The organism is Litoribacterium kuwaitense (genome assembly GCF_011058155.1).
GTDB lineage: Bacteria > Bacillota > Bacilli > Bacillales > DSM-28697 > Litoribacterium > Litoribacterium kuwaitense.
The window spans coordinates 39,260-64,237 of sequence record NZ_JAALFC010000008.1; the positions used below are offsets into that span (position 1 = coordinate 39,260).

Sequence of the window (24,978 nt, forward strand, 5' to 3'; positions counted from 1 at the left end):
GCCGCTTATTTTTTTAATCGCGCCTGTGCCTCATACGAAAAAGATTGCACTTCGGTGTTTGTTTCGACTATACTTTTTTTGTTTCCACGAAAGTTTTTTGAGAGAGTTACAGCTTATGTGCTGGGGAAATAGAGAGGAAGAGATATGATGAGTATTTGGTTTACTGAAAAACAAACCCCTTATTTTGGGATTACAGCACAAGTTCGCTGTTCGCTCGTGCATGAGAAGACGCCTTATCAAAAGCTCGATCTCATCGAAACTGAGGAGTTTGGCAAAATGCTGCTACTTGACGATATGGTGATGACGACTGAAAAGGATGAATTTGTTTATCACGAAATGATGGCGCATGTGCCGATGTTTACTCATCCAAAACCTGTCAATGTACTCGTCGTTGGAGGAGGAGATGGCGGTGTCGTTCGGGAAGTGTTAAAGCATCCGTCGGTAGAGTGTGTGACGCTAGCGGAAATTGACGGCGCGGTCATCGAATATTCGAAAACACATTTACCAAAAATTGCGGGGATGTTAGACGATCCACGTGTGGACGTGAAGGTTGGCGATGGCTTTATGCACATTGCTGAGGCACGGGATGCATATGACGTGATTATGGTTGATTCAACGGAGCCGGTTGGTCCTGCTGCGAAGCTATTTGAAAAAGGTTTTTATGAAGGCATTTCGCGAGCATTGACGAAGGACGGGGTCTTTGTCGCCCAAACCGATAATCCTTGGTTTAAAGCAGAGCTTATTCGCCAAGTGTATCAAGATGTTAGCGAAATATTTCCGATCACACGGGTTTATACAGCGAACGTTCCAACCTATCCGAGCGGCATGTGGACGTTTACGATCGGTTCAAAGACATATGATCCGTGCAAAGTATCTGCTGAGCGCTTTCATTCGATTGAATCGCAATATTATACGTCCTCACTTCACCATGCATCGTTTGTCTTACCTCGATTTGTGGAACGTCTCTTAGAGGAGGCGTCGGATTGACCTATTTTGACGAAGCTTATTCAGGCAAAGTGTTTATTATGAGCCGGAGTACGTATGAAGACGCAACGGCGGTCATCTATGGTATGCCAATGGACTGGACAGTCAGCTTTCGTCCTGGTTCCCGCTTTGGCCCGGGGCGCATTCGTGAAGCGTCGATTGGATTAGAAGAATATAGTTTTCGTTTGGATGCTCATTTAGAAGATGTTGCGTATTACGACGCTGGCGACCTCATGCTTCCTTTTGGTAATGCAACAAAAAGTCTTGCGATGATTCGTGAATTTGCGAAAAGCTTGTTTAAGGATGGTAAATTTCCTCTTGGATTAGGCGGGGAGCACCTCGTTTCCTGGCCTGTTATCCAAGAAGCGCATGCGGCATACCCTGACCTTGCCCTCATCCATATTGATGCGCATGCGGACTTACGCGTGTCGTATGAGGGGGAAGTGCTTTCTCATGCGACACCGATACGAAAAGCGTGTGAATTGCTCGGCGCGGACAATGTGTATTCGTTCGGGATTCGCTCAGGCTCTCGAGAGGAATATGATTATGCACGTTCGAGCGGTATGCATTTTTATCCTGAACAAGTTTTTGAACCAATAAAAAAAGCACTTCCTTCTCTCCAAGGGCGCCCAGTATATATCACCATTGATATCGATGTATTAGATCCAGCTTCTGCCCCAGGAACAGGGACGGCAGAAGCAGGGGGGATTACATCACGCGAGCTCCTTGAAACGCTATATGCCTTATCAGCAGCAAACATAAATATTGTTGGGGCAGACCTTGTAGAAGTGGCGCCTGCGTATGACAACGCAGATCAGACCTCGATTACTGCAGCGAAGCTTATTCGCGAAATGCTATTAGGATGGATTCCTAAATCAACCTAAAACCTTAGCCTGTTTACAAGGATTAGCTATTTGCATATATCGTCGGTCGCTACTCATACGCTCATGAACAAAAATTCTAGATTTGCGCTGACAAGCTTTTTTAAGCTGGACTGGTACAATGACAATAATTAAGAATTACGAGAGAGTAGGCATTCAGATGCGATCTGTCTACACTCTTAAACCTCCTTATTTTGGAGGTTTTTTAATAAGTGAACTCATACAAAGGAGGATTTTGCATGCAAACCCATTCATTCAATAGTGTCGGCTCGCAAGCTTATTTTGAAGAATATTCACACTATGATGAAGTGTTGGGTCAGTATGTTTATGTCAAGCAAGTATCGCCACAAAATGAATCGACGAATCAGCTAGACGTGTTAAAAAACGAATATGATTTGCTGCAACGGTATAATGTTAAAGGTCTTCCCACTCCTCTTCATTACTCTCCCGGGCGTTTAGTTCTCCAAGAGGTGAAAGGAAAGGCATTGCCGTTTTATACAGAGGGGTTTAGAAATGATAGGAAGCTCTTTTTACGTATGGCGATACACTTAGCAAAAACGGTCGCGCGCATCCAGAATGCTGGGTTACTTCATCAGCAGCTCACGCCCAATTGCATTTATTGGGACCCTTCTAGAGAGACGATTGTAGTACTTCATACGGAAGCGATGATACGAGAAAACGGTGATGTAGGCGACAAGTCAATGCGTGCAAAGCTGACACCTTATAGTGCGCCGGAACTTGTGGGTGGCTCTGTAAAGGTGGATGAACGAGCGGATGTCTATTCGCTTGGTGTGATTTTATATGAAATGCTAACTGGACAGTTGCCCTATCAACATCAACAATCAGAAGACTGGTATTATGATTTACAAACAGATACACCCCCTGATCCGAAAGCATTTTGCGATGATGTCCCTGCACCACTCGTGTCTATTCTTATGAAATCGTTAGAAAAAGATAGGCAGCAGCGATACGATCATGCTTTGAGTTTGTGTGTCGATCTTGAGAAACTATTTTTAAATCTATACCACGCCCACCCTTCTCATGATGATCCAGGAAGATTTTGTGTGAAAGGACGTTTTACGAACGAATTTCCGAATACATCGACCTCTCACTCCGTTGACGCAATGATTGATTTACTATCTGAAGTGCGCCTTGGCATTAGTGCCATAAGCTTTGTGACAGGCGCTGCTGGGGCTGGAACAACGCCAGTGGTGCGCAACGTTTTACGACAAATGGCACGCGAAAAAGCGATTATTGTGGAAGTGGCGGTTCAGCCTACTGCCCAAGAGCGCCCGTATCACCTGATGGTGACGATTCTCCGTCAAACGATTCGACAAGTTGCAACGACATATCCAGCTCTATTTAATGACATACGTGAACAGATGAGTCAACGCTTTCAAGCCATTCCTGGTTGGCTAACGACGCTAATACCAGAGTTACTCTGGATGGGTCAAATGTCTGTTCCGGAAGAAGGCATTTCAAGTAAACAAGCATGGGAAGATTATTTTTTGCAATTTTTTCAGTTAGTTGCAAATTCCGAAAGGCCAGTCGTTTTACTGCTAGACCATGTGCAGTGGGGAGATGTCATGACGAGGAAACGTTTGCGTAAGTGGATGTTGGAAGGTTATTTACCCTATGTCTACATCATCGCTACATCTACACGACAAGAGGAACATTTTTTTTCTATTCAAGAATCTTCGTCGCCTTGTTTACGCTTGACGCACCATCATTTATCTCCGCTATCCTTCGAGGAAATCAGTTGTCTCCTTAAAGAGTTATTTCATTTGCAGTCGTCGCAAAGCTTTCTTCTAGCTGAAGGTTTATTTTTGCTGACACAAGGAAATCCCCTGCAAATAAACACTTATCTCTATACGCTCGTCGCTAAGGAAGTATTATTTGTCGATGTTGACAAAGGCCAATGGTGTTATGACTTGGACCGCCTAAATCTGCTCATTGAAAATGCTGCTGATCAGAGCTTGTTGCAAGAAAAACTGCGTCACTTACCGGAAGAAATAACAACCCTATTACAACTGGTTGCCTGTCGGGGTACTGCTGTGATGGCGTCCGAGTTAGGAAGAGTCAAAAATACTACCCAACAGATTGTTGAGGACACGCTTCATTTAGCCATTAAGCAAGGTCTTCTCATAGAGGACAGCGAAAAAAAGGGACGGTTTTCCCTTCCTGAACCTTTTCGGTCCCACGTGATGAAAGAAGGGAATCAGCAGTTTTTAAAAGAGGTACACAAACGATGGCTGTTTGAAGACTTGCAGCAGATCCAAAAAGCGTCTAAGGATCACGCTGTGGACTTGTACGGTGTAACCCATCATTACGAAGGAGCGGGTCGGCCGCAGCTGCCAGCGGATCTGCATCACATCATGATTGACATTTTGTTACGGTTTGCAGAAAAAAGCATGCAAATCCAAGCCTTTGAAAGGGCGCTGTCTTATTGTCAACATGTTCAGGAGTTGCTCCAGCGCTCGTTTGCGAGCTCTCAAACCGACTGTCAGTTTGCGCAAGTGCTCACTTGCCAAATCGCTGTTCAGTTGCAGCAAGGCGTGTATACAGATGTGGAAGAGACCATTCATTATTTAAAAAAACATATTCACTCGAAGGAGGAGCAAATAAAGGCTTATCAACGGCTAATGACCGATGCAGATATTGTCGGGAAGAAAAAAGAGGCGATCCAGTATGGATTAGAAGCTTGCCACTTGCTTGGCGTTTCGTTGTTAAAGCGCCCTGGTGTGACCAGCCAGTGGCTGAAGTCTATCTTTCAACCGTTCTACCCGACAAACTTGTCATTGGTAAAACCAAGGAGACCTATCGATTCAAATGTTAAAATGCGTTTTCTTATCGATTTTATGCAAGTGTGTTTCTTAGAAGAAAAACAGTTGCTAGCTGCTGTAACGATGCATGCCTATCGTGATATAGAGAATGTTCATGTACGGTTTCATCCGATGATTCTGAGCTTTTACGCGTTACACCTGCTTATTTATGAAGGAGATGTTTCATCTGGTCGTCGGTTACTTGCAAAAGCAGAGACGCTTTTAAAGTCTACTCAGCATCAAACGCAAAAAGGATGGATGAAATATATTTACGGTTCATGGATGCTTCCTTGGACAACCTCTCTTCAGAATGGTCCGCAAGTGCTTGAAGAAGGGGGGAGGTATTTGCACGATGCTTTAGATCGCCGTTTGCTGCCACGAATGCTGTCGGCGTGGGTGTTGAGCATGCTAGAAGCTGGACAGCCATTGCATACATTACAAATGAAAATTGGTCAATGGCAGGGTGGCGAATTAATTCGCCGTCGTCGGACATTTGTTGAACATGTCATCCGCTCAATTGAAGAAGGTCAAGGGAGTCTACAACCACTTGAGAAAGGCAGCGTTGCAGAACGCGATCTTTGGCCGTATATTCATATTCATTGTTTATTTTGGACAGGGTCGTACGCCAATGTCATCCAAAAGATGAAAACCATGCGAAGTCATGGTGAACTAGGAAATTGGATGGAGCCAGGGGTGATTAATGCATATGTGATGGAAGCCCTAGCGTTTATCTATACATTGAAGCCAGGAGATTCAAAGAAAACGAAACGCGTCGTTCTTCGTCAACTTCGCGGCGCGATGAAGATCGTACGTAAAGCCGAACGACGAAATGACGTTTCTGTGGCGCATAAAACCTATTTACTTTTAGCGGAGGAGGCAAGACTGTCTTATGACGATGAGACAGCTGAACGTTTTTACGAAATGGCGGGAAATGAAGCGCGAAAACAAGGGATTTATCATTTTGCTGCCTTAGCGGCTGAGCGAGCAGCTAGCATGCTCGTGATGAACGAACGCCAAAAAACAGCGCGTTGGTTTGCTGAAGAAGCGAGCAATAATTATCAAGCTTGGGGCGCTTTTGCAAAAGTTCGTCAGTTAAAAAACAGCTATGCAATTGAAGAAGAAACGTCTGGTGAGTTGAAAGATAAGGTAAATATGGATTCATCTTCACACTTAGCGTTGATGCATCGTATTGATGTGGAGACGATTGCTCATGCGTCCCAAATGATTTCTAAAGACATTCGTTTAAATACTCTAGCAGAAACGCTCCTTACCCTCGTTCTCCAATATGTCGGCGGAGAGAAGGGTGTGCTGTATTTATTAAGAAATGATCGCTATTATGTGGAAGCTATTTTGGAGGACGACACGTATCGCTGGTTCTCACCGAGACAATTATCGGCAGACGCGTATGCTGGCGGCTGTCCTGAAGTGATTGAGCAAGTGATTAAAGATAAGGAGCCTGTCATACTTACAAGGCCTGCTGATCACTCACTATGGATGAATTCATATTATATTGCAAAACATCGTCCTCTGTTCATTTTATCCATTCCTATTATTCGAAAAGAAACAGTTTTTGCAATGATTTATATTGAAAACTATAAAACCGAAAAGTCATTTTCTGAAGCGAAGATTAAAATGGTTGAACTACTCGCTTCGCAGATTGCTATTTCTTTAGAAAATGCGTTGTTTACGGAAAAACTCGAAGATGAAGTGCGTTCCCGTACGTACGCGCTCGAACAGTCTTATGCCGAATTGGAGCAGAAAAGTAAGCGTCTGATCGAGGTCGAGCAATCTCGAAAACAGCTTATTTCTAACATTTCCCATGATCTTCAAAGCCCTGTCGCCATTATGAAGGGCTATGTAGAGACATTGCTTGATGGGGTCGTGAATGATGAAACACGGAAAGAAAAGTATTTATTGGGCCTCTTAGAGAAGGTTAACCAATTGTCAGGATTAATTCAGACATTATTTCAACTAGCTAAATTGGAGACTGGTGAGCTGAATTTAATTCGCAAAAAAGTAGACGTTGCATGGATGATGGATTTTTTAGAAGAAAAGCTGTCGTTTGAGCTCGGTGAGGAAGGCGTTCAATTTCAAGTGAAAGGTGAACGGTTTGACCACCAGCAAATTGCAGTACACTTAGATAGTATTGAACGAGTATTCATGAACCTTATTGGGAATGCCCTCGAGCATGGTGGTACAGTAACGAGTGTGCAAATTGAGTTTTTCTGTTGGGGACAAACTTTGTATGTCAAAGTTAAGGATGACGGAAGAGGAATAGATGATAAGGATATGCCATATTTATTTAATCGGTTTTATCAAGGGTATGCCGCCAAGAAGGGGAGTGGCCTTGGGCTCGCCATTTGTAAAGAGTTGGTTTTGTATCATGGAGGAGATATGTGGGCTGAGTCATCGAAAGATAAAGGCGCAATCTTTGTCTTTACGCTTCCGCTTTCTCATGAGAATGAAGAGAATTGAATGTCGATAAAAAAGTGTAGCCAACGTCTTGAGAGGACACTGGCTACACTTTTAGGTATAAAGAAAAATTGATTGTGCTCATAGTGAGGCTGAGGAAGCGTTTGCGTTTATTTGGTTCTCGCACGCATCACCGTTAAAGCGATATCCAATACCGCGTACAGTTAAAATGTAGTGTGGATTGGCGGGGTCGCTTTCGATTTTTTGCGCAAATTATGAATATGAACCATCACTGTGCGTGTGTCGCTTAAACTATTTAAACCCCAAACACGGTTATATAGATCATCCAAGGTAAACGTTTGGTCCGGCTTTTGAATCATGCATGCCAGTATCTCAAATTCTTTTTTGGACAAGGAAACTTCTTTACTATTTAATTTACAAACGTGACTCAACAAGTCGACTTCAAGATTTTTAGCATAAATGGTTTGTGGTGTCTTCTTCTGATTGCCGCCTTCGTTAAAAAAGGTGTTTCTCCGAATATGTGCTTTTACGCGAGCTATTAGTTCATTTGGACTAAAAGGTTTGGTAATAAAATCATCTGCACCAAGACCTAAGCCGAGGACTTTATCGATTTCGTCATCTTTACTGGATACGAACAGAATTGGTACTCGAGTGAGCTGACGAATCTCTCGACAAACATCAAAACCATCTAAACCGGGAAGTAGTATATCAAGTAAAATGAGATCGGGACGCTCCGCTTTTACAAGTTCCAGGGCTTGTAGACCAGTACTTGCTGAAATGACTTCATAGTCATTTTTGCGTAAATACAGCGTAAGGATTTCGTTAATCTCAACATCGTCGTCTACGATTAAAATCTTTTCCTTAGCCATGGACGCTCCTCCCTTTGACCGAATTTTGCAAGGGTATAAATAAAGTCATATGATTTGTATAAACATTATAGGAAAAAAGACGTGCAGTCAAGGTAAAAGAAGGTTGTTTATCCAATTGATTGGGCGGTTGCAGGAGCCGTTGAACGTCTTTATACTTGAATCATTGAAACGATAGGGCAAAGAAGGGCAGGAAAGAAAATGGCACAGGCGAATCAGTTGTTACCTGTTCGCGTTCAAGTAGATACGTTGATTTACCGTGAAGATGAGCCCCCTGAAGAAATAGCAGTGAAGGCGAGCGGATTTCGAAAACCTTCTGTCAAAGGGCTATTTTTAGTATACTATGAAGAGGAAGAAGAGATCGGCCGTACCCAGAATGTCGTGAAGCTGGATGAGACGGACAAGCCAGTGTTGAGAATTGTACGGAGTGGTGGTCTGTCCATGCAGCAGACGTATGTTGTAAATGAGACGACAGAAGGGCAGTATGAAGTACCTTGGGGACAATGGCTTACGACTGTGAAGACGGAAGACATTCATTTTAAAAATACTCAATCTCAGCCGACTGAATTGTTGATTTCCTATTTATTAGATATTGGCGGCGCGGGTTTTGCAAAGTATCGCGTAAAGATTACCATAACGGAGGAAGAACATGAGCATGATTGAACAAAACAAACAGCAGATATGTGATGTATTAAAAGAGGCGGTAGTCAAAACAGGCTTAGTCGAGGAAAAAGACGTGCCCAATGTGATCTTGGAAAAGCCAAAGGATCCGACGCACGGAGATTTTGCTTCAAACATAGCGATGCAGCTTGCGAAGCCGGCACGTCAAGCTCCTCGTGCGATTGCTGAAGCCATTGTTCAAGCATTTGATCGACAACAGACAGCGGTCAACGAGATCGACATTGCTGGTCCTGGCTTTATTAACTTCCGCCTTGATACAAAAGTCTATACGAAGGTTGTCAAACAAGTTCTTGATGCAGGCGAGGACTATGGTAAAGGCGTTCAAGAACAACCACAAAAAATACAGGTAGAGTTTGTTTCAGCCAATCCTACAGGTGATTTACACTTAGGTCATGCGCGTGGTGCCGCTGTAGGCGATACGTTGTGCAATCTATTACAAATGGCAGGTCATGAAGTTTCACGGGAATATTATATTAACGATGCAGGAAATCAGATTGACCAGCTGGCTCGATCTGTAGAAGCACGCTATTTTCAGCTTCTTGGAAATGATGTAGCAATGCCGGAGGATGGGTATCATGGAGATGATATTAAAGCCATTGCGCAAAAACTGCTCGAAACGACAGGAGAAGCATTCATCTCAATGACTGAAGAAGAGCGTCTGACGCTCTTTAGAAAAGAAGCTCTGGCTTTTGAGCTTGAGAAGCTAAAGCAAGATTTGCTAGCTTTTAGAGTTCCGTTTGACGTCTGGTATTCCGAAATGTCGCTTTACGACAATGGGAAAATTGATGAAGCTTTAGCGACACTTCATGAAAATGGAAAAACCTTTAACGATGATGGAGCCAAATGGTTCCGCTCGACTGAATTTGGTGATGATAAAAATCGCGTTCTTGTAAAAAGTGATGGATCGTACACGTACTTAACCCCGGATATCGCATACCATCAGGATAAGATTCGCCGCGGCTTCTCCAAGCTTATTAATATTTGGGGAGCAGATCACCACGGCTATATTCCGAGAATGAAGGCTGCAATTCAAGCGCTTGGTTATTCGGAAGATATGCTTGAAGTAGAAATTATTCAAATGGTTAATCTGTTTAAAAATGGCGAAAAGTTTAAGATGAGTAAACGAACTGGAAAAGCTGTAACACTCCGTGAGCTAATGGAGGATGTTGGTGTCGACGCGATGCGTTACTTCTTTGCGATGAGAAGCCCGGAATCCCATTTGGACTTCGACATAGATCTGGCAACATCTGAGTCGAATGACAACCCTGTCTATTACGTACAGTATGCACACGCTCGGGCATGCAGCATTTTTAAACAGGCAACGGAGAAGGGCATTCAATTGGCGCCGGAAGCTCAATATGATCTGCTCGTTTCAGAGAAGGAGCAAATGCTCTTAAAGAAGATCGGCGCATATCCTGAAACCATCCAAGAAGCTGCCGAAAAAAGACTACCTCATCGCATGACGCAGTATGTTCATGAACTGGCAAGTGCATTTCACAGCTTTTATAATGCGGAGAAAGTCATTGATCCTAATGCGCCTGCTTTGACTCAGGCGAGACTGCATCTTTTACAAGCAGTGAGACAAACATTGCGCAACGCCCTAGCGGTGATTGGTGTAGAGGCACCTGAAAAAATGTGAGCAATGAATTTTAAGAAGGGCATTTAGAAGAGTGTAGACAAAGGCTTTTTACGCTTTGTTACACTCTTTTTTTCGATAAAGTTGATACCCTCATCGTCAGCCTATCTGGAAGACGCTTGTCAGTTTAAGCGTGGAGGCAAGCGAAGGGTTCATAGAGAGGACAAGTGAGCCAACGATAGGTGGACGTTAAAGCCTCTTGCTTCGTCTGCGGATCTGGAGCCCGGCAAACTTTATGCAAGCGAGGCGTATAAGGCCATTGTCACGATGTGAAGCGAAAGCTGTTTGTTAAAAATCCAACAGTTACAATAGACCGGCCATCCACGAAGCGACCTTTCGTTTAAAAGGCTGAGGGTCTTCATGGAGAAGGTTTAAAGTGAGGGCGCGACTAGCTTTTGCATCCTCATTAAATTGTGTTGTAATTGTTTTTACAAGTGAAGGGTCACTCGTCAAGCAATTGATCTCGCTGTTTAAGAAAAAACTGCGCCTGTCAAAATTCGAGGTACCTAAGTGAGCCCGTTTTTCATCAAATATACATACTTTTCCATGATAAAAACCTTTTTCATATTGAAAAACTTCACCTTCAGCCTTCAACAATGAATCCAAGTATGGGAAGGAAGCTTCTTGAACGAGCGGATGGTCGGTTTTTTGGGGACGAGTAAGGTGACAGAGACGCCACGCTGCAACGCTTTGAGCAATGCATTCATTATTTTTTGATTAGGAATAAAATAAGGCGATCCTATGTCAATCGAACACTCGGCCTGATCAATGTCTTTAACCAACTGTTCTGCTAATCCATTCCCATCGGTCATAAGAAATGAGATGTTGACGTTTTGGCGGGAAGGTGCACATCGCTCAGGCTCTCGTTCTCTAAAGGGTAGGGTTGATGCGTGATTAAAGTCTTTTAAGAATGATGTATGCATATGGTAAACGCCGTTTCCTTGAAAACGTAGGTGATAATCACGCCAAGGACCGAGTTCAGGATTTCCGCCAAGGTAATCAATCCCAATGTTAAAACCCCCTAAATACCCGATTCGACCATCAATTACGGCAATCTTACGGTGGTTTCTGGCTAGTGTTGTAAAGGCGAGGTAAGGCAAACGAGGGACGTGGCTAAAGGCAAAAAAAATGCCAGACCTCTTTAATTCAGTCGTCGTTTTTTTATTAATTCGATAGCCGCCAAGGCGGTCAACGAGTAAATAAACGTGTACACCACGCGATGCTGCCTGACGAAGGTGAGAGAAAAAAAGTCGAGATAGCGCATCGTCTTTAATGATAAAAAAGGAGATTGCTACGGAATGCTCCGCTCGATCAATATCCTCGAGCATTTTTTGGAAAAAAGTAGCGCCCTCAACGAGGAGTTCAGGTTTGGCAATGGTGTCTTGAGTTGAGAAGGGGGATGTTTTCAGTGCGTGACGTTTTCCAAAATAGTATGAGACAAATAAGAGTATGACAATGAGGCAGATGACAGCTGTCGCCCAAATGATGGCGTTCATATGACCCCTCCTTTCCATTATAATTAGTATGACCCACTCACCATTGGTTCACTCCATTTCAACGAAAAACTCAGGATTTCTCCTTTTTCTTAGGAAAAGCTGGCATAGACTGCTTGAAAATGTTTATAATGAGGGATAGTATGAAGTCTTGTCTGGAGCGATATGAGCAGGCATGAAAAAAGCGGTAAAGGGGAAGCGTTGATGAGTCAAACCAATTTTACTGAAGAACAAATCGCTGAGCTATCTATGCTCGATATGGCTTATGAGATTCTTAAATCAAAAGGCGCTACAATCGAGTTTCATGAGCTTTTTGAAAAAATTAGTAGACTTAAGCAGTTTACGGAAGAACAAAAAGCGGATAAGGTAGTCCGATTTTTTTCTGATTTAAATGTCGATGGCCGATTTATGACATCAGGAGATAACAACTGGGGCTTAAAGCGTTGGTATCCAGTAGATACGACAGAGGAAGACCTGGCCCCGACAAAGCCGAAGAAAAAGAAAAAACGCTCGAGTCAAATTGATGATGAGGAAGAACTTCATGATTCAGAAGAAGATATTGATCTTGGTGATCTAGATGACTTGGAAGATTTGGAAGAAGATGAAGCTTTTGAAGCTGAGGTAGAAGATGATAACGCTTTTGATGAAGAAGATCTTGATGAAGAAGACTTCGAAGAAGAGAACGATGACGATGATGACGAAGAAGAGGAAGATCTCCGATAAAATAAAAATGGGTTCGGTTGACTTCTGTAAGTCCCCCGAGTAAAATAGATGTGGGCTCTTACGAATAAGCAGATTCCATGGAAAACCATGCGTAAAGATCAAAAGTGCTCCCGCACAAAGGGGTCACTTTTGTTTTTTTGTACTTTAGGATGAGGTTCTCAGCATTGAGATCAAGTATGAAAAAACAAATGGACTCCCCTTTGCATTCTAGCGGAGCACTCTTTATGTGTGGTTTACCTTGTTTTTATTTACAAAGGCAAAAGAGATGCATACGTCGATTGCCATTTTACGCAATACATGAGGATCAGATAGCTCTCTATAAATTTCTTGATGGGGTGGATTGAATGACAAAGTACATTTTTGTAACTGGCGGCGTCGTTTCTTCGCTAGGTAAAGGTATCACAGCCGCTTCGCTCGGAAGGCTCTTGAAAAATCGTGGCCTTAACGTAACCATTCAAAAATTTGACCCATATATTAATGTGGACCCAGGCACGATGAGTCCATACCAGCATGGAGAAGTTTTTGTGACGAATGATGGCGCAGAAACAGACCTTGATCTTGGGCATTATGAACGGTTTATCGATATTAACCTTGGGAAGCACTCTAATATTACAACTGGAAAAATTTACTCGACAGTGTTACGGAAGGAACGAAAAGGCGATTATCTTGGCGGTACAGTGCAAGTCATTCCGCATATTACAAATGAAATTAAAGATCGCGTGTACCGTGCCGGACACGAAACGAACGCTGATGTTGTGATTACCGAAATCGGTGGAACCGTTGGAGATATTGAATCTCTCCCATTTTTAGAAGCTATCCGGCAAATTAAAAGTGATATAGGACAAGATCAGGTGATGTATATTCATTGTACCCTTGTGCCTTATATTCGGGCCGCTGGAGAGATGAAAACGAAGCCTACGCAGCATTCGGTGAAAGAGCTACGGTCTCTAGGAATTCAGCCAAACGTCATTGTTGTTCGTACAGAATCGGCAGTGCCTCAAGACATGAAAGATAAAATTGCTTTATTTTGTGATATTAATGCTAAGTCTGTGATTGAGTGCCGTGATGCGGACAACCTTTACGAAATTCCGCTCTCTTTGCAAGAGCAGCATCTTGATCAAATCGTTTGTAACCATCTTAAATTAGAATGCCAACAAGCGGAGATGACCGAATGGAAGAAGCTAGTTGACCGTGTTGCCAATTTGAAAAAAATGACGCGTATCGCGCTCGTTGGAAAATATGTCGAATTACAGGATGCTTATCTATCTGTGGCTGAAGCTCTAAAGCATGCAGGCTATGAGCACGATTCAGATATTGATATTAAATGGGTCAATGCTGAAGCCGTTACGAGGGAAAATGTAGCCGAGCTTCTTCAAGAAGTCGACGGAATCCTTGTGCCTGGAGGCTTTGGCGATCGAGGTATTGAAGGCAAGATCGAAGCGATTCGCTTTGCGCGGGAACAGAACGTACCATTTCTTGGTATCTGCTTAGGAATGCAGCTCGCCTCTGTCGAATTTGCCCGACACGTGCTTGGATATGAAGATGCACACTCAGCAGAGATTCAGCCAAGTACGACTCACCCGGTCATTGATTTGCTTCCAGAACAGAAGGATATTGAAGATTTAGGGGGTACTCTTCGTTTAGGTCTGTATCCTTGTAAGCTTCAGGAGGGTACATTGGCGCACCAAGCTTACGAAGAAGAAGAAGTTATTTATGAGCGTCATCGTCATCGTTATGAATTTAATAATGTATATCGTCAAGAAATGGAAGATAATGGATTTGTATTCTCTGGAACAAGTCCAGATGGAAGGCTTGTTGAAATCATCGAGTTGAAAGATCATCCTTGGTTTGTGGCGTCTCAGTTCCATCCGGAATTTCGTTCTCGTCCTACGATGCCGCAACCGCTGTTCCGCGATTTTATCGAAGCCTCTTTAAAGAGTGCAGAGTGATTTGTTAAATATTTTCATCTGCATTCAACTAAAAAGCGTTCGCCGATTTGTTGGCGAACGTTTTTTTCGTTAATTGCGTGGGAAGATAGAGACTTGAACGGGAAAAGCTTGCTGAGTCGTCTCCCCAGTAGCAGAATGTGAAAATCCATTTCATGGCCAGGTGATGTTCTGTCCTCCGATTCAAAACGTGCGTCACTTCGCATTTCGTTGTTATTGCTCGTTTATGATTTCTTTTGTGAGGAGGGTGAGCCAGTGATAGGCCATGATGAAGGCGAGGCTATGGGGCTTGAGGTGACGATTTCCGTCTTCATCAAGAAATAAGCCTTGTTGTACATGCAATGGAATAAATACATCGGATCGTTGACTTAGGCCGTTGGATGATGAAGGGCTTTCTGACAGTGATGCTAACGTTAGCACTTCCAGGCCATGTTCTTGAGCAAGCTGACACATGTGTACGGCTTCGGGATCATCTTCCCAAGGCACTGAGATGAGTAAACGGTCGGTTGGGGCGCACTTGGAAAATTGGTCTATCGCTTGCTCGCTAAGAATAGGTTTAAGTTGTAAAATCGATTGGTCTGAGCTATGTTCAGCAAGCGTTAAGACGAGATGACCTTCATTTTTTGTATACGCATAGATTGTTCCTTGGCTAGTGATCGCTTGGGCAAGAAGGCGTGCTCCGTCTTCATATGATGGCTCTTCTACAGCCATTTTTTTAAAGTGCCCTAAGGCTTGGGTTGGAATGATTTGAAACAAATGAATCCCCTTTCTCATCCGTATGTTTCTTAGTTTTTTCGACAGGTGGGTACGACCTGTTCTTATTTATCCTACAATAAAAGACAATTCTCTCCAAATTTTCTTTTCTTTCGAGGTGAATCGACTTCTGATAAGAAGGATAAATTTTTAATAGAAAGAATTACTAATTATACGGTTTTATCGGTAGAATTCAAAAACGACAGATAATTTTCACGAAGGGCGGGGATATACAAATGAAGGAAAAAATTTTGATTGTTGATGATCAATACGGCATTCGACTTTTACTAAATGAAATTTTAGTCAAGGAGGGTTATCGAACATTTCAGGCAGCCAATGGGTTCAAGCGTTGGCAATTGCAAGGGATGAGGATGTTGACCTTGCCCTACTTGATATGAAAATCCCCGGAATGGACGGTTTGGAAATTTTACGTCGTTTAAAGCAAGAAGATCCAGAGCTTACAGTCATGATTATGACAGCGTATGGAGAATTAGATATGATTGCGAAAGCAAAACAAATGGGGGCTTTGCATCATTTCATAAAACCGTTTGATATTGATGATGTCCGTGAAGTGATTCGCAAGGCTTTACAGCCATCTTCTGATTGATTTTAAAAAAACACATATTTTAAAAAACGTAGAAGAATAAAGGTAGTCAGCGCTTTCATGCAAAATTCTACTTCGTTCTACAGTTGCCGACAACGCTTGTTATTGGTATGCTATGGTTGTTTACCCGAGCTTGTCGAAATGAACGCACTTCCTTGCTCTACTTATGCGCTTATTTTGAAGAGCTTGGATTTACTATACTTAATCTTTTGAACGGAGGCGGACAAACAGCCATGCCATTAGTTTCAATGAGAGATATGTTAAACAAAGCCAAAGAAGAGAGATATGCAGTAGGTCAGTTCAATTTAAATAACTTAGAATTTACACAAGCGATTCTTCAAGCTGCAGAGGAAGAAAAATCCCCTGTGATTCTCGGTGTATCAGAAGGTGCTGCGCGCTATATGGGCGGCTTTAAAACGGTTGTTTCCATCGTTAAAGCATTAATGGATGATTATCAAGTTACAGTACCGGTCGCTATTCATTTAGATCACGGTTCTTCATTTGAAAAATGTGTTGAAGCGATTCATGCTGGCTTTACTTCAGTCATGATCGACGGTTCACATTATCCGTTAGAGGAAAATATTGCTCTAACTCAAAAGGTCGTCGAAGTTGCTCATCTCCTTGGCGTTTCTGTAGAAGCTGAGCTAGGCCGTATCGGTGGACAAGAAGATGACCTGATCGTTGACGACGCAGAAGCAGCTTATGCGATCCCTGAAGAGTGTGATCAGCTGGTCCGTGAAACGAACGTTGATTGCTTTGCACCAGCATTAGGTTCTGTTCATGGCCCTTATAAGGGTGAGCCTAACCTTGGTTTCGACCGAATGGAAGAAGTTATGAATTTGACTGGCATACCACTCGTGCTTCATGGAGGTACAGGCATTCCGACGAAGGATATTCAAAAGGCCATTTCATTAGGTACAGCAAAAATTAACGTAAACACAGAAAATCAAATTTCTTCAGCGGCGCGCGTACGCGAAGTCTTAGCCGAAAATACTGAAATGTACGATCCAAGAAAATATCTTGGACCTGCGCGTGAAGCAATTAAAGAAACTGTCATTGGCAAAATGCGCGAGTTTGGATCTTCACAAAAAGCATAAAATGACCCCAATACTCTTGTAAGACAGGTCGAACCAATGTGAAAGCACCCCACTGGAGGTGCTTTTGCATGTTTACATAAAATTCCATGATGTTGTCTAAAAAAACCGTCGATATGTTTTTACAGGAATTTATCTCTTAAACAAAGAATCGTACAAGCAGCCACCCAGTGTCTTTCATTTGTATAAATTTGGAGAGAACGGCTCATATTAACCTTAAAGCTTAGGTGAAGGCATGATTTTTACGGTGATTCTTTGTTTTTGTTTCTAGAGTTTGGCTGTCTCAAGTGGTCATCTTTAAGGCAATGACGAGTGAAAAGGAGCGCATGGATTTCATGGAAAAACTGTTAATTGAAGGAGGCAGCCCTTTACGTGGGACGGTGAGAATTGGTGGCGCAAAAAACAGCGCGGTGGCATTGTTGCCGGCTTCAATTCTCGCGCAATCACCTGTCACTATCGAAGGGTTACCTGATATTTCAGATGTTGGTATAATCGCAGATCTTTTAGAGGAGATAGGTGGTACAACGTCATTGGAAAACGGTCGAATTGTCATTGATCCCACTGAGATGGTCTCAATGCCTCTTCCTAATGGTAAAGTGAAGAAGCTAAGAGCATCCTATTACTTGATGGGAGCAATGCTCGGTCGTTTTAAAAAAGCAGTCGTTGGGCTTCCTGGAGGATGTTATTTAGGTCCTCGTCCGATTGATCAGCATATTAAAGGATTTGAAGCACTGGGAGCAACCGTGACAAATGAGCAAGGTGCGCTGTATTTACGAGCGGATAGGTTGACAGGTGCGCGTATTTATTTAGACGTTGTGAGCGTTGGTGCGACGATTAATATAATGCTTGCTGCAGTTTTGGCTGAAGGAAAGACGGTTATTGAAAACGCTGCAAAAGAACCTGAAATTATTGACGTAGCCACACTTTTAACAAATATGGGCGCGCGCATTAAAGGGGCCGGTACGGATGTGATTCGTATTGAAGGAGTTGAACGTCTGGAAGGCTGCCACCATACAATTATTCCTGATCGAATAGAAGCTGGAACGTATATCATTATGGCGGCCAGTGCTGGAGAGGAAGTCATTATTGATAATGTCATTCCGCAGCATTTGGAGTCGTTAATTGCTAAGCTTCGGGAAATGGGTGCGCAAATTGATACGTCAAATGACCAATTGCAAATTTCTAAAATGGTTCGGCCGACAGCTGTAGATATTAAAACGCTCGTTTACCCAGGTTTTGCGACTGACTTACAGCAGCCGTTCACTGCTTTATTAACACAGGCGAATGGAATGGCTGTCATCACAGATACGATTTATAGTGCGAGGTTCAAGCACATTGATGAGCTACGGAGAATGGGTGCAAATGTAAAAGTTGAGGGAAGCTCTGCGATGATTTCTGGTCCTGTGACTTTACAAGGTGCTAAGGTACGAGCGAGTGACCTTAGAGCTGGTGCTTGTCTCGTGTCAGCGGGTTTAATGGCCGAAGGTGTGACGGAAATCTCCGGTTTGGAACATATTGATCGTGGTTACGAAAACTTAGTGCAAAAATTAGGCTCGATTGGTGCGAAGATCTGGAGAGAGAAAATGAATGAAGCTGAGATCAAGCACTATCAAAATTCGTAATTATTTTGGTGCTGCGTTACAATTTAGCAAACGGCAGCACCTTTTTAATGAAAATAAATAATGTGTCAAGAAATAGACTTGAAAGAGTGTATGAATGTGTATAAAATAAGATTGTCCGCAACTATCCACGTAGACCTCTAATTTAGTCCTCTAACCGTATCCGGTCTTCTTTTTCTTCTTCTTTAAGTTCAAAGACACGAAGATCCGAATGTTTTCTGATCACTGAATTGATGGGTGATTGTTATTATAAATTTTCAATATAAAGAGTGGTGCCAAAATGGAATTGACGTTGTCAAATTTAGAAAATATGAAGCTGCGTGAATTATATGACCATGCGCGTAGACTACAAATCTCCTATTACAGCAAGTTGAATAAAAAAGAGTTGGTGTTTGCCATTTTAAAAGCACAGGCAGAAAAGGATGGTCTTCTTTTTATGGAAGGGATTCTTGAGATTATTCAGTCGGAGGGCTTTGGTTTTCTTCGTCCGATTAATTATTCACCAAGCTCAGAAGATATTTATATATCTGCATCACAAATTCGTAGGTTTGATCTTAGAAACGGAGATCGTGTATCAGGAAAAGTACGCCCTCCTAAGGAGAACGAACGATATTATGGTTTACTCCATGTAGAGGCTGTGAATGGGGACGATCCTGAAACTGCCAAGCATCGGGTTCATTTTCCAGCGCTTACGCCCCTTTATCCAGATCGTTTAATGCACTTGGAAAATCAACCAGGGCAAATGTCTACACGCATTGTAGATGTGATCGCGCCGATTGGATTTGGTCAACGCGGGCTGATTGTTGCTCCTCCAAAAGCTGGAAAGACAACCCTTTTAAAAGAGATTGCTGACAGCATTTCTACGAATCACCCTCACGCTGAGCTGATCGTCTTACTCGTCGATGAGCGACCGGAGGAAGTGACTGATATCGAGCGTTCGGTGAATGGTGATGTCGTCAGTTCCACATTTGATGAAGTGCCAGAAAACCATATTAAAGTGGCGGAGCTTGTGCTTGAAAGAGCCATGCGGCTTGTAGAGCATAAGAAAGACGTCATTATTTTGATGGATAGCATCACTCGTTTAGCGAGAGCGTACAATTTGGTCATTCCGCCAAGTGGGCGTACACTTTCTGGGGGAATTGATCCTGCAGCATTCCATAGGCCGAAACGCTTTTTTGGAGCTGCGCGTAATATTGAAGAAGGCGGTAGCTTGACCATTTTGGCGACTGCTTTAATTGATACGGGCTCACGTATGGATGATGTCATTTATGAGGAGTTTAAAGGGACGGGGAATATGGAGCTTCACCTTGATCGAGCTATGTCGGAGCGCCGTATTTTTCCAGCGATTGATATGCGCCGTTCTGGGACTCGGAAAGAAGAGCTATTGCTACCTAAGTCTCAGCTTGACCAGCTTTGGACATTGCGTAAAACGATGAACGACTCTCCGGAATTTCTTGATCGTTTTATTAAAAAGTTGAAAGCCTCCAAAACAAACGCTGAGTTTTTCCAATTAATGGCGGATGAAGTGAAGCAAATGAATCCGCGAAAACGAAATAGTACAACGTCAGGGTAACTTGTTCAGCTCTTACTGTTAGAGGTGAATACGTTACATAAAGACGACGTCATTGAGAAGTTGGCTACATTTTATTTGGATTGGCCTGCCTTGTAAACAGCTGTTATCTAGCCTTAATATCGAAGGAAGTTTTTAGTCATAAGATGACGGGCGGAGGATAGGGGCGGTTTGTCAACAGGCTGATTTGGCTCTCATTGTGAGAGCTTCTTTTGTTTTTTAGATAGATGTGAATGTGTGCGACTTTCTTTACTTCATGCAGAAGGTTAGGTGTTATTTAATGAACGAAGAAGTGTCCCGAGAAATAGGAAGTATTGCAGTCATCTGTGGGGCTATGTTTTCGGGGAAAACGGAAACGTTGATTGGTCATGTACGCCGCATTCGAGAGGCTGGCGAAGAAATTCAAGTATTTAAGCCCTCATTGGATCATCGCTATAGTGCATCGGCAGTTGTTTCTCACAATGGGAAAAGAGAAGTGAGTCAAACGTTATTAAGTAGTGAAGCGGTGCAACAGTCTGTTGACCCAAAAGTACCATGGGTGGCCATTGACGAGGTGCAGTTTTTTGATGCGGGCATCGTGGAAGTCATTTGTTCATTAGCTTTTAAAGGTCATCATGTGATCGCCGCCGGCTTGGACCTTGATTTTAAAGGAGAGCCCTTTCCGATTGTCGCTCAGCTGCTGGCCTTTGCCGACCATGTGACAAAGCTTCATGGACGATGTGCTCAGTGTGGGGCGCTGTCCTCAAGAACGCAACGGCTTGTCAAAGGGAAGCCAGCGCAAAAAACAGATCCGCTCGTCGTAATTGCCGGAGAAGATGCTTATGAACCACGCTGTATTCGTTGTCACGTCATTCGGACGTCGGTCTGATGTATAGGAGCTGACCTTTTGGCGAAAACTACCTCCTAAAAGAGGAGGTGGCCTGTGTGAAACGAGTACTCGCCATAACTGGATTGGCGTTTATTGGCATACATGGTTGTAGTAGTGGAGACGATGCCTTAGAACAGCAAGGGACTGTGCCATTACAGACAACCGATTTAACAGGACAAGATCACTTTTATCAAAGGGATTTGGCTGATGGCGATCAGGCGTCTGTGAATCAAAGTCCGTCGTTTCGCGACTTAGTTGAAGATCGCCCTGATCTTGGTGACGATCATCGAGCGATTGCAAGAACAGTGAATCGGACAGACGGTGTTCGTACGACGCTCGTCACCATTGTCGGCAATCGCGTGACTGTTCAAGCTCGATTTCAGCAAAATTATAATGCCCAGGAAAAAGAACAAATTACGGATGATCTCTTTGGGCGGCTTCAGGAACAAATGCCTCGCTATGACATCCATTTAGTCATTCGGTAGAGAAAGACTGTACGAGCCATTAGATAGGCACCGTACAGTCTTTTTGGAATGGTTACTGTTTGCGAGCGACTTGTTGAAGGGGATCCCAGACGGAGTTAAAGGGCGGAGCATAGCTTAAATCAAGATCTTCAAGTGCATCGATAGTCATTTCATGAAAAAGCGCCACCGATAAAACGTCAATCCGTTTATCGACACCGTGCTTGCCGATGATTTGTCCGCCTAAAAGCGTACGGTTTTTGGCGTGATAGACTAAACGTACCGTCATCTTTTCCCTGTTGGCAAAGTAGCCAGCAATGTCTGTCGCCTCTTGTTCGGCCACTTTATAAGGAATCCCTAATTGTTCACATTCGCTAGCGGATAAACCAGTTTTCGCGATCTCTAGGTCGAAGAACCGGATGATGGATGTGCCTGTAATTCCTTTAAACGTACAAACGCTTCCGGCCATATTACGACCAGCGACTTGCCCTTGCTTATTTGCCGTTGTCCCTAAAGGAATATAATCTTGCCTCTTTTTAACAACATTGTATTGTGTGGCGCAGTCACCCGCAGCGTATACGTTTGGGTAGCTTGTTTCCATATAGGCATTCACAAGAACCGCGCCATTCGGTGCCAGGTGGAAATGTTCCTTTGGCAAAAAGTCTGTATTTGGCTGTAAGCCTGTTGCCATAATGACAAGATCCGCTTGATATTTCCCTTGATCCGTAGTTACGTAAGACACTTTCGTATCGCCGTCTAAACGGACGACGGCTTCTTCTAAATGAACGTTAATCCCCTTAGCTTTAGCCTCTTCGTGAACGAGCTCAGCAAGGTCAGCATCGATCATGGAAGCGAGCTGTTTTGAATGCTGAATAATCGTGACGTTTTTCCCACGTTCACGAAAATTCTCGGCCACTTCAAGGCCGATATAGCCACCGCCTACGACGACAATATTCTGTGCTGTTTCAAGTTTATGATTAATGTTGTTAGCGTCGGGAATCGTTTTTAGGGGAAATACACCGTCAAGGTCAAGGCCTGGTAAATTCAGGATCTTTGGACGTCCCCCTGAAGCGACGAGTAATGTCTCGTAGGGCATTTCAAACGGCTGTTGTTTGTCGTGATCAATACCATAAACGATTTGTTCGACAGGGTCGACTTGCTGTACTTCGTGGAAAACCCGAGCATCGATGCCATATTTTTCTTGAAATACGGAGCGTGGACGAGCGATCAACTGCTCTGCCTCTTTTAAATGACCGCCAAGAAAATAAGGCAAGCCGCATTGGCCATATGAATAGTAAGCCCCTTTTTCTAAAACAGTGACGGTGGGTTTATCCTTCGTTCGAACAATTTGCATGGCTGCACTCATTCCTGCAGCATCTCCCCCGATAATGACATAGCTCATGATGTTGCGCCTCTGGCAGGCGCGCACCTCCCTTTTTAGTACTTAAACTTAGTTTAATCATTCCCTAATAAGTATTTCTAAAGCGTGTTTCATAAGAGATCATGAAATGGAATGGCATTGCTTTTGACGTGATTGTTCCACTATAATACTATAGAGAAAGTTTGCAGAAGGCAAAACAGAGGTGAGCCAGATGTTTGATCGATTACAATCTGTAGAAGACCGTTATGAAAAACTTAATGCGCTTTTGAGTGATCCTGAGGTTATTCAGGATTCTAATAAGCTAAGAGAGTATTCAAAGGAACAATCCGATCTGTCGGATACTGTACAAACGTACCGGGAGTATAAGGAAACGATTGAGGGTTTAAACGAAGCTAAAAGCATGCTAGAAGAATCGTTAGACAGCGATATGAAAAGCATGGTCAAGGAAGAAATTGCTGAGCTTCAAGAGAAAGAAGAAGCTTTAACGGCAAGGCTCCGCATTTTGCTTTTGCCGAAAGATCCAAATGATGATAAAAACGTCATTATGGAGGTACGAGGTGCGGCTGGTGGTGACGAAGCTGCTTTGTTCGCGGGTGATTTATATCGAATGTACGCTCGTTATGCCGAGGCGCAAGGATGGAAAACTGAAGTGATTGAATTGACTGCCAGCGATGTCGGCGGTTTTAAGGAAATTATCTTTATGGTGACCGGAAAGGGCGCTTATTCTAAGTTGAAATTTGAAAATGGCGCTCACCGCGTGCAACGAGTGCCTGAAACAGAATCAGGCGGTCGCATTCATACGTCAACAGCGACTGTTGCTTCTTTGCCCGAGGCGGAAGAGGTTGAAGTTGATATTCATGAAAAGGATATTCGCGTTGACACTTTTGCCTCCAGTGGTCCTGGGGGACAGAGCGTAAACACGACGATGTCAGCTGTACGGCTGACGCATTTGCCGACTGGTGTAGTCGTATCCTGCCAGGATGAAAAATCGCAAATTAAAAACAAAGAGAAGGCGATGAAGGTATTACGTGCGCGTGTCTATGACAAATTCCAGCAAGAGGCACGGGCTGAATACGATGAAAACCGGAAGTCGGCTGTCGGGACGGGGGATCGTTCTGAGCGGATTCGTACGTACAATTTTCCGCAAAACCGCGTCACGGATCACCGCATTGGTCTGACGATTCAAAAGCTCGATCAAATTTTACAAGGTAAACTTGATGAATTTGTCGATGCGTTAATTTTAGAAGAACAAACGAAAGCCATGGAGACGTTGGCCGAATGAAGCCGGTGACCATAGAAGAAGTCTGGCGCCAGGCTTCTTCTTTTTAGAGAAGCACGGTCGAGAAAGACAAGTCGCGCAATGGTTACTCATGCATGTGTTAAACATGTCGCGTGCGCAGCTGTTTGCGTCGTTCTGTGAACCGATGCCAGCGAAAGAACACACAGCGCTGTTAAAGTTGCTTGAAAGCCATACTGAAGGAGAGCCACTGCAATACTTGACAGGAGAAGAACAGTTTTTCGGAAGGACGTTCGACGTCAATTCGGCTGTTTTAATCCCGCGTCCTGAAACGGAAGAGTTGGTGGACGAAGTCATCAAGCAGGTTCAGTCATTTTTTGAAGGTCAAAAACCGCTCCGGATCGTCGACGTCGGCACAGGGAGTGGGATCATTGCCGTCTCGCTCGCGTGTGCGTTTCCTGATGCGGAGGTATGGGCCATTGACATATCAGAGGAGGCTTTGGCTGTAGCCGAGCGCAATGCGAAACGCCATCAGGCAAACGTTCATTTTTTGCAGGGTGATCTCCTATCTCCTTTTATCGCGAAAGAATTGAAGGCGCACGTTGTTGTGTCAAACCCGCCCTATATTGCTGAAGAAGAATGGATAGGCCTCGATATGACTGTTAGAGATCATGAGCCTAAACGAGCGCTTTGTGCGGGTGTGGACGGTCTTGATATGTATCGTACGCTTTGTACACAGCTTCCTGTAGTGCTCACGCCCACTGGAATGGTCGCGTTTGAAGTCGGTTTTACGCAAGGCAAAGCTGTTCGGGATATGCTCAGTCAGTCATTTCCGAATGCGCATGTGCGCGTGAACCGTGATATCAATGGCTTAGATCGTATCGTTTTGGCGACACATTAAAAAATTAAGAGATTACTAGTTTAAA

The 24,978-nt window shown here is 43.6% G+C and carries 17 protein-coding genes and 2 pseudogenes; 15 read left to right on the forward strand and 4 right to left on the reverse strand.

Annotated elements, in window-relative coordinates; all coding sequences use genetic code 11:
• Nucleotides 1-147: 147 nt before the first annotated feature.
• The 3 genes from speE to G4V62_RS06950 all read left to right on the forward strand — a co-directional run bounded on the left by speE (nucleotide 148) and on the right by G4V62_RS06950 (nucleotide 7,162).
• A complete protein-coding gene (speE, locus tag G4V62_RS06940; RefSeq protein ID WP_165200558.1) occupies nucleotides 148-987 on the forward strand; it encodes a polyamine aminopropyltransferase in 840 nt (279 codons plus the stop codon).
• A gap of 38 nt (nucleotides 988-1,025) precedes the next feature.
• Nucleotides 1,026-1,868, forward strand: coding sequence for an agmatinase (speB, locus tag G4V62_RS06945; protein ID WP_165200711.1), 843 nt, complete (start codon nucleotides 1,026-1,028; stop codon nucleotides 1,866-1,868).
• A gap of 236 nt (nucleotides 1,869-2,104) precedes the next feature.
• Nucleotides 2,105-7,162, forward strand: coding sequence for an ATP-binding protein (locus G4V62_RS06950; RefSeq protein ID WP_165200561.1), 5,058 nt, complete (start codon nucleotides 2,105-2,107; stop codon nucleotides 7,160-7,162).
• Between the two features lie 161 nt (nucleotides 7,163-7,323).
• Here the strand turns inward: G4V62_RS06950 and G4V62_RS06955 are convergent, their stop codons facing one another.
• Nucleotides 7,324-7,989, reverse strand: a complete 666-nt coding sequence (locus G4V62_RS06955; protein WP_312855447.1) for a response regulator transcription factor — start codon at nucleotides 7,987-7,989, stop codon at nucleotides 7,324-7,326.
• A 198-nt stretch (nucleotides 7,990-8,187) separates the two neighbouring features.
• Between G4V62_RS06955 and G4V62_RS06960 the strand changes: the two genes are divergently transcribed.
• Both G4V62_RS06960 and argS read left to right on the forward strand, forming a co-directional pair.
• Nucleotides 8,188-8,649, forward strand: a complete 462-nt coding sequence (locus G4V62_RS06960; protein WP_165200564.1) for a YwiB family protein — start codon at nucleotides 8,188-8,190, stop codon at nucleotides 8,647-8,649.
• Nucleotides 8,636-10,306 (forward strand): arginine--tRNA ligase, encoded by a 1,671-nt coding sequence (gene argS / locus G4V62_RS06965; RefSeq protein ID WP_165200567.1) that lies wholly within the window; start codon nucleotides 8,636-8,638, stop codon nucleotides 10,304-10,306. The genes G4V62_RS06960 and argS overlap by 14 nt, the downstream gene beginning before the upstream one ends.
• Before the next feature lie 300 nt (nucleotides 10,307-10,606).
• Here the strand turns inward: argS and G4V62_RS06975 are convergent.
• A pseudogene (locus tag G4V62_RS06975) lies at nucleotides 10,607-11,817 on the reverse strand (phospholipase D-like domain-containing protein).
• Between the two features lie 183 nt (nucleotides 11,818-12,000).
• Between G4V62_RS06975 and rpoE the strand changes: the two are divergent.
• Entirely contained in the window at nucleotides 12,001-12,519 is a 519-nt protein-coding gene (gene rpoE / locus G4V62_RS06980; protein ID WP_165200573.1) for a DNA-directed RNA polymerase subunit delta, read from the forward strand.
• Between the two features lie 344 nt (nucleotides 12,520-12,863).
• Nucleotides 12,864-14,468 (forward strand): CTP synthase, encoded by a 1,605-nt coding sequence (gene pyrG / locus G4V62_RS06985; protein WP_165200576.1) that lies wholly within the window; start codon nucleotides 12,864-12,866, stop codon nucleotides 14,466-14,468.
• Nucleotides 14,469-14,678: 210 nt separating this feature from the next.
• Here the strand turns inward: pyrG and G4V62_RS06990 are convergent, their stop codons facing one another.
• A complete protein-coding gene (locus G4V62_RS06990) occupies nucleotides 14,679-15,221 on the reverse strand; it encodes a DUF2529 family protein (protein ID WP_165200579.1) in 543 nt (180 codons plus the stop codon).
• A 233-nt stretch (nucleotides 15,222-15,454) separates the two neighbouring features.
• Here G4V62_RS06990 and G4V62_RS06995 point away from each other — a divergent pair.
• The 6 genes and pseudogenes from G4V62_RS06995 (at nucleotide 15,455) to G4V62_RS07020 (ending at nucleotide 21,458) form a co-directional block, all read left to right on the forward strand.
• A pseudogene (locus G4V62_RS06995) lies at nucleotides 15,455-15,825 on the forward strand (response regulator).
• A 230-nt stretch (nucleotides 15,826-16,055) separates the two neighbouring features.
• On the forward strand, nucleotides 16,056-16,919 hold the full coding sequence (gene fba / locus G4V62_RS07000) for a class II fructose-1,6-bisphosphate aldolase (RefSeq protein ID WP_165200582.1): 864 nt from the start codon (nucleotides 16,056-16,058) through the stop codon (nucleotides 16,917-16,919).
• Between the two features lie 332 nt (nucleotides 16,920-17,251).
• Nucleotides 17,252-18,538 carry a UDP-N-acetylglucosamine 1-carboxyvinyltransferase gene (gene murA, locus G4V62_RS07005; RefSeq protein WP_165200585.1) on the forward strand — a complete coding sequence of 429 codons (1,287 nt, stop codon included), beginning with the start codon at nucleotides 17,252-17,254 and terminating at the stop codon, nucleotides 18,536-18,538.
• A 277-nt stretch (nucleotides 18,539-18,815) separates the two neighbouring features.
• On the forward strand, nucleotides 18,816-20,108 hold the full coding sequence (rho, locus tag G4V62_RS07010; protein ID WP_165200588.1) for a transcription termination factor Rho: 1,293 nt from the start codon (nucleotides 18,816-18,818) through the stop codon (nucleotides 20,106-20,108).
• 277 nt (nucleotides 20,109-20,385) lie between these two features.
• Complete coding sequence (locus tag G4V62_RS07015; protein ID WP_165200591.1) at nucleotides 20,386-20,973, forward strand: thymidine kinase; 588 nt, start codon at nucleotides 20,386-20,388, stop codon at nucleotides 20,971-20,973.
• A 56-nt stretch (nucleotides 20,974-21,029) separates the two neighbouring features.
• Nucleotides 21,030-21,458: a hypothetical protein gene (locus tag G4V62_RS07020; RefSeq protein ID WP_165200594.1), complete on the forward strand. Its 429-nt coding sequence runs from the start codon at nucleotides 21,030-21,032 to the stop codon at nucleotides 21,456-21,458.
• Between the two features lie 52 nt (nucleotides 21,459-21,510).
• On the opposite strand, the gene G4V62_RS07025 is transcribed toward G4V62_RS07020, so the two are convergent.
• Nucleotides 21,511-22,836 carry an FAD-dependent oxidoreductase gene (locus G4V62_RS07025; RefSeq protein WP_165200597.1) on the reverse strand — a complete coding sequence of 442 codons (1,326 nt, stop codon included), beginning with the start codon at nucleotides 22,834-22,836 and terminating at the stop codon, nucleotides 21,511-21,513.
• A gap of 190 nt (nucleotides 22,837-23,026) precedes the next feature.
• Between G4V62_RS07025 and prfA the strand changes: the two genes are divergently transcribed.
• Nucleotides 23,027-24,097 (forward strand): peptide chain release factor 1, encoded by a 1,071-nt coding sequence (gene prfA, locus G4V62_RS07030; RefSeq protein ID WP_165200715.1) that lies wholly within the window; start codon nucleotides 23,027-23,029, stop codon nucleotides 24,095-24,097.
• Nucleotides 24,098-24,185: 88 nt separating this feature from the next.
• On the forward strand, nucleotides 24,186-24,953 hold the full coding sequence (gene prmC / locus G4V62_RS07035; RefSeq protein WP_165200600.1) for a peptide chain release factor N(5)-glutamine methyltransferase: 768 nt from the start codon (nucleotides 24,186-24,188) through the stop codon (nucleotides 24,951-24,953).
• The last annotated feature ends 25 nt before the right edge of the window (nucleotides 24,954-24,978 follow it).

Excerpts from the sequence above, each read along its gene's own strand:
- murA (WP_165200585.1), top strand. The coding sequence starts at position 17,252 with ATGGAAAAACTGTTAATTGAAGGAGGCAGCCCTTTACGTGGGACGGTG.
- G4V62_RS06960 (WP_165200564.1), top strand. The coding sequence starts at position 8,188 with ATGGCACAGGCGAATCAGTTGTTACCTGTTCGCGTTCAAGTAGATACG.
- prfA (WP_165200715.1), top strand. The coding sequence starts at position 23,027 with ATGTTTGATCGATTACAATCTGTAGAAGACCGTTATGAAAAACTTAAT.
- G4V62_RS07025 (WP_165200597.1), bottom strand. The coding sequence starts at position 22,836 with ATGAGCTATGTCATTATCGGGGGAGATGCTGCAGGAATGAGTGCAGCC.
- speB (WP_165200711.1), top strand. The coding sequence starts at position 1,026 with ATGAGCCGGAGTACGTATGAAGACGCAACGGCGGTCATCTATGGTATG.
- G4V62_RS07015 (WP_165200591.1), top strand. The coding sequence starts at position 20,386 with ATGAACGAAGAAGTGTCCCGAGAAATAGGAAGTATTGCAGTCATCTGT.
- rpoE (WP_165200573.1), top strand. The coding sequence starts at position 12,001 with ATGAGTCAAACCAATTTTACTGAAGAACAAATCGCTGAGCTATCTATG.
- prmC (WP_165200600.1), top strand. The coding sequence starts at position 24,186 with ATGCATGTGTTAAACATGTCGCGTGCGCAGCTGTTTGCGTCGTTCTGT.
- G4V62_RS06955 (WP_312855447.1), bottom strand. The coding sequence starts at position 7,989 with ATGGCTAAGGAAAAGATTTTAATCGTAGACGACGATGTTGAGATTAAC.
- fba (WP_165200582.1), top strand. The coding sequence starts at position 16,056 with ATGCCATTAGTTTCAATGAGAGATATGTTAAACAAAGCCAAAGAAGAG.
- rho (WP_165200588.1), top strand. The coding sequence starts at position 18,816 with ATGGAATTGACGTTGTCAAATTTAGAAAATATGAAGCTGCGTGAATTA.
- argS (WP_165200567.1), top strand. The coding sequence starts at position 8,636 with ATGAGCATGATTGAACAAAACAAACAGCAGATATGTGATGTATTAAAA.
- pyrG (WP_165200576.1), top strand. The coding sequence starts at position 12,864 with ATGACAAAGTACATTTTTGTAACTGGCGGCGTCGTTTCTTCGCTAGGT.
- speE (WP_165200558.1), top strand. The coding sequence starts at position 148 with ATGAGTATTTGGTTTACTGAAAAACAAACCCCTTATTTTGGGATTACA.
- G4V62_RS06950 (WP_165200561.1), top strand. The coding sequence starts at position 2,105 with ATGCAAACCCATTCATTCAATAGTGTCGGCTCGCAAGCTTATTTTGAA.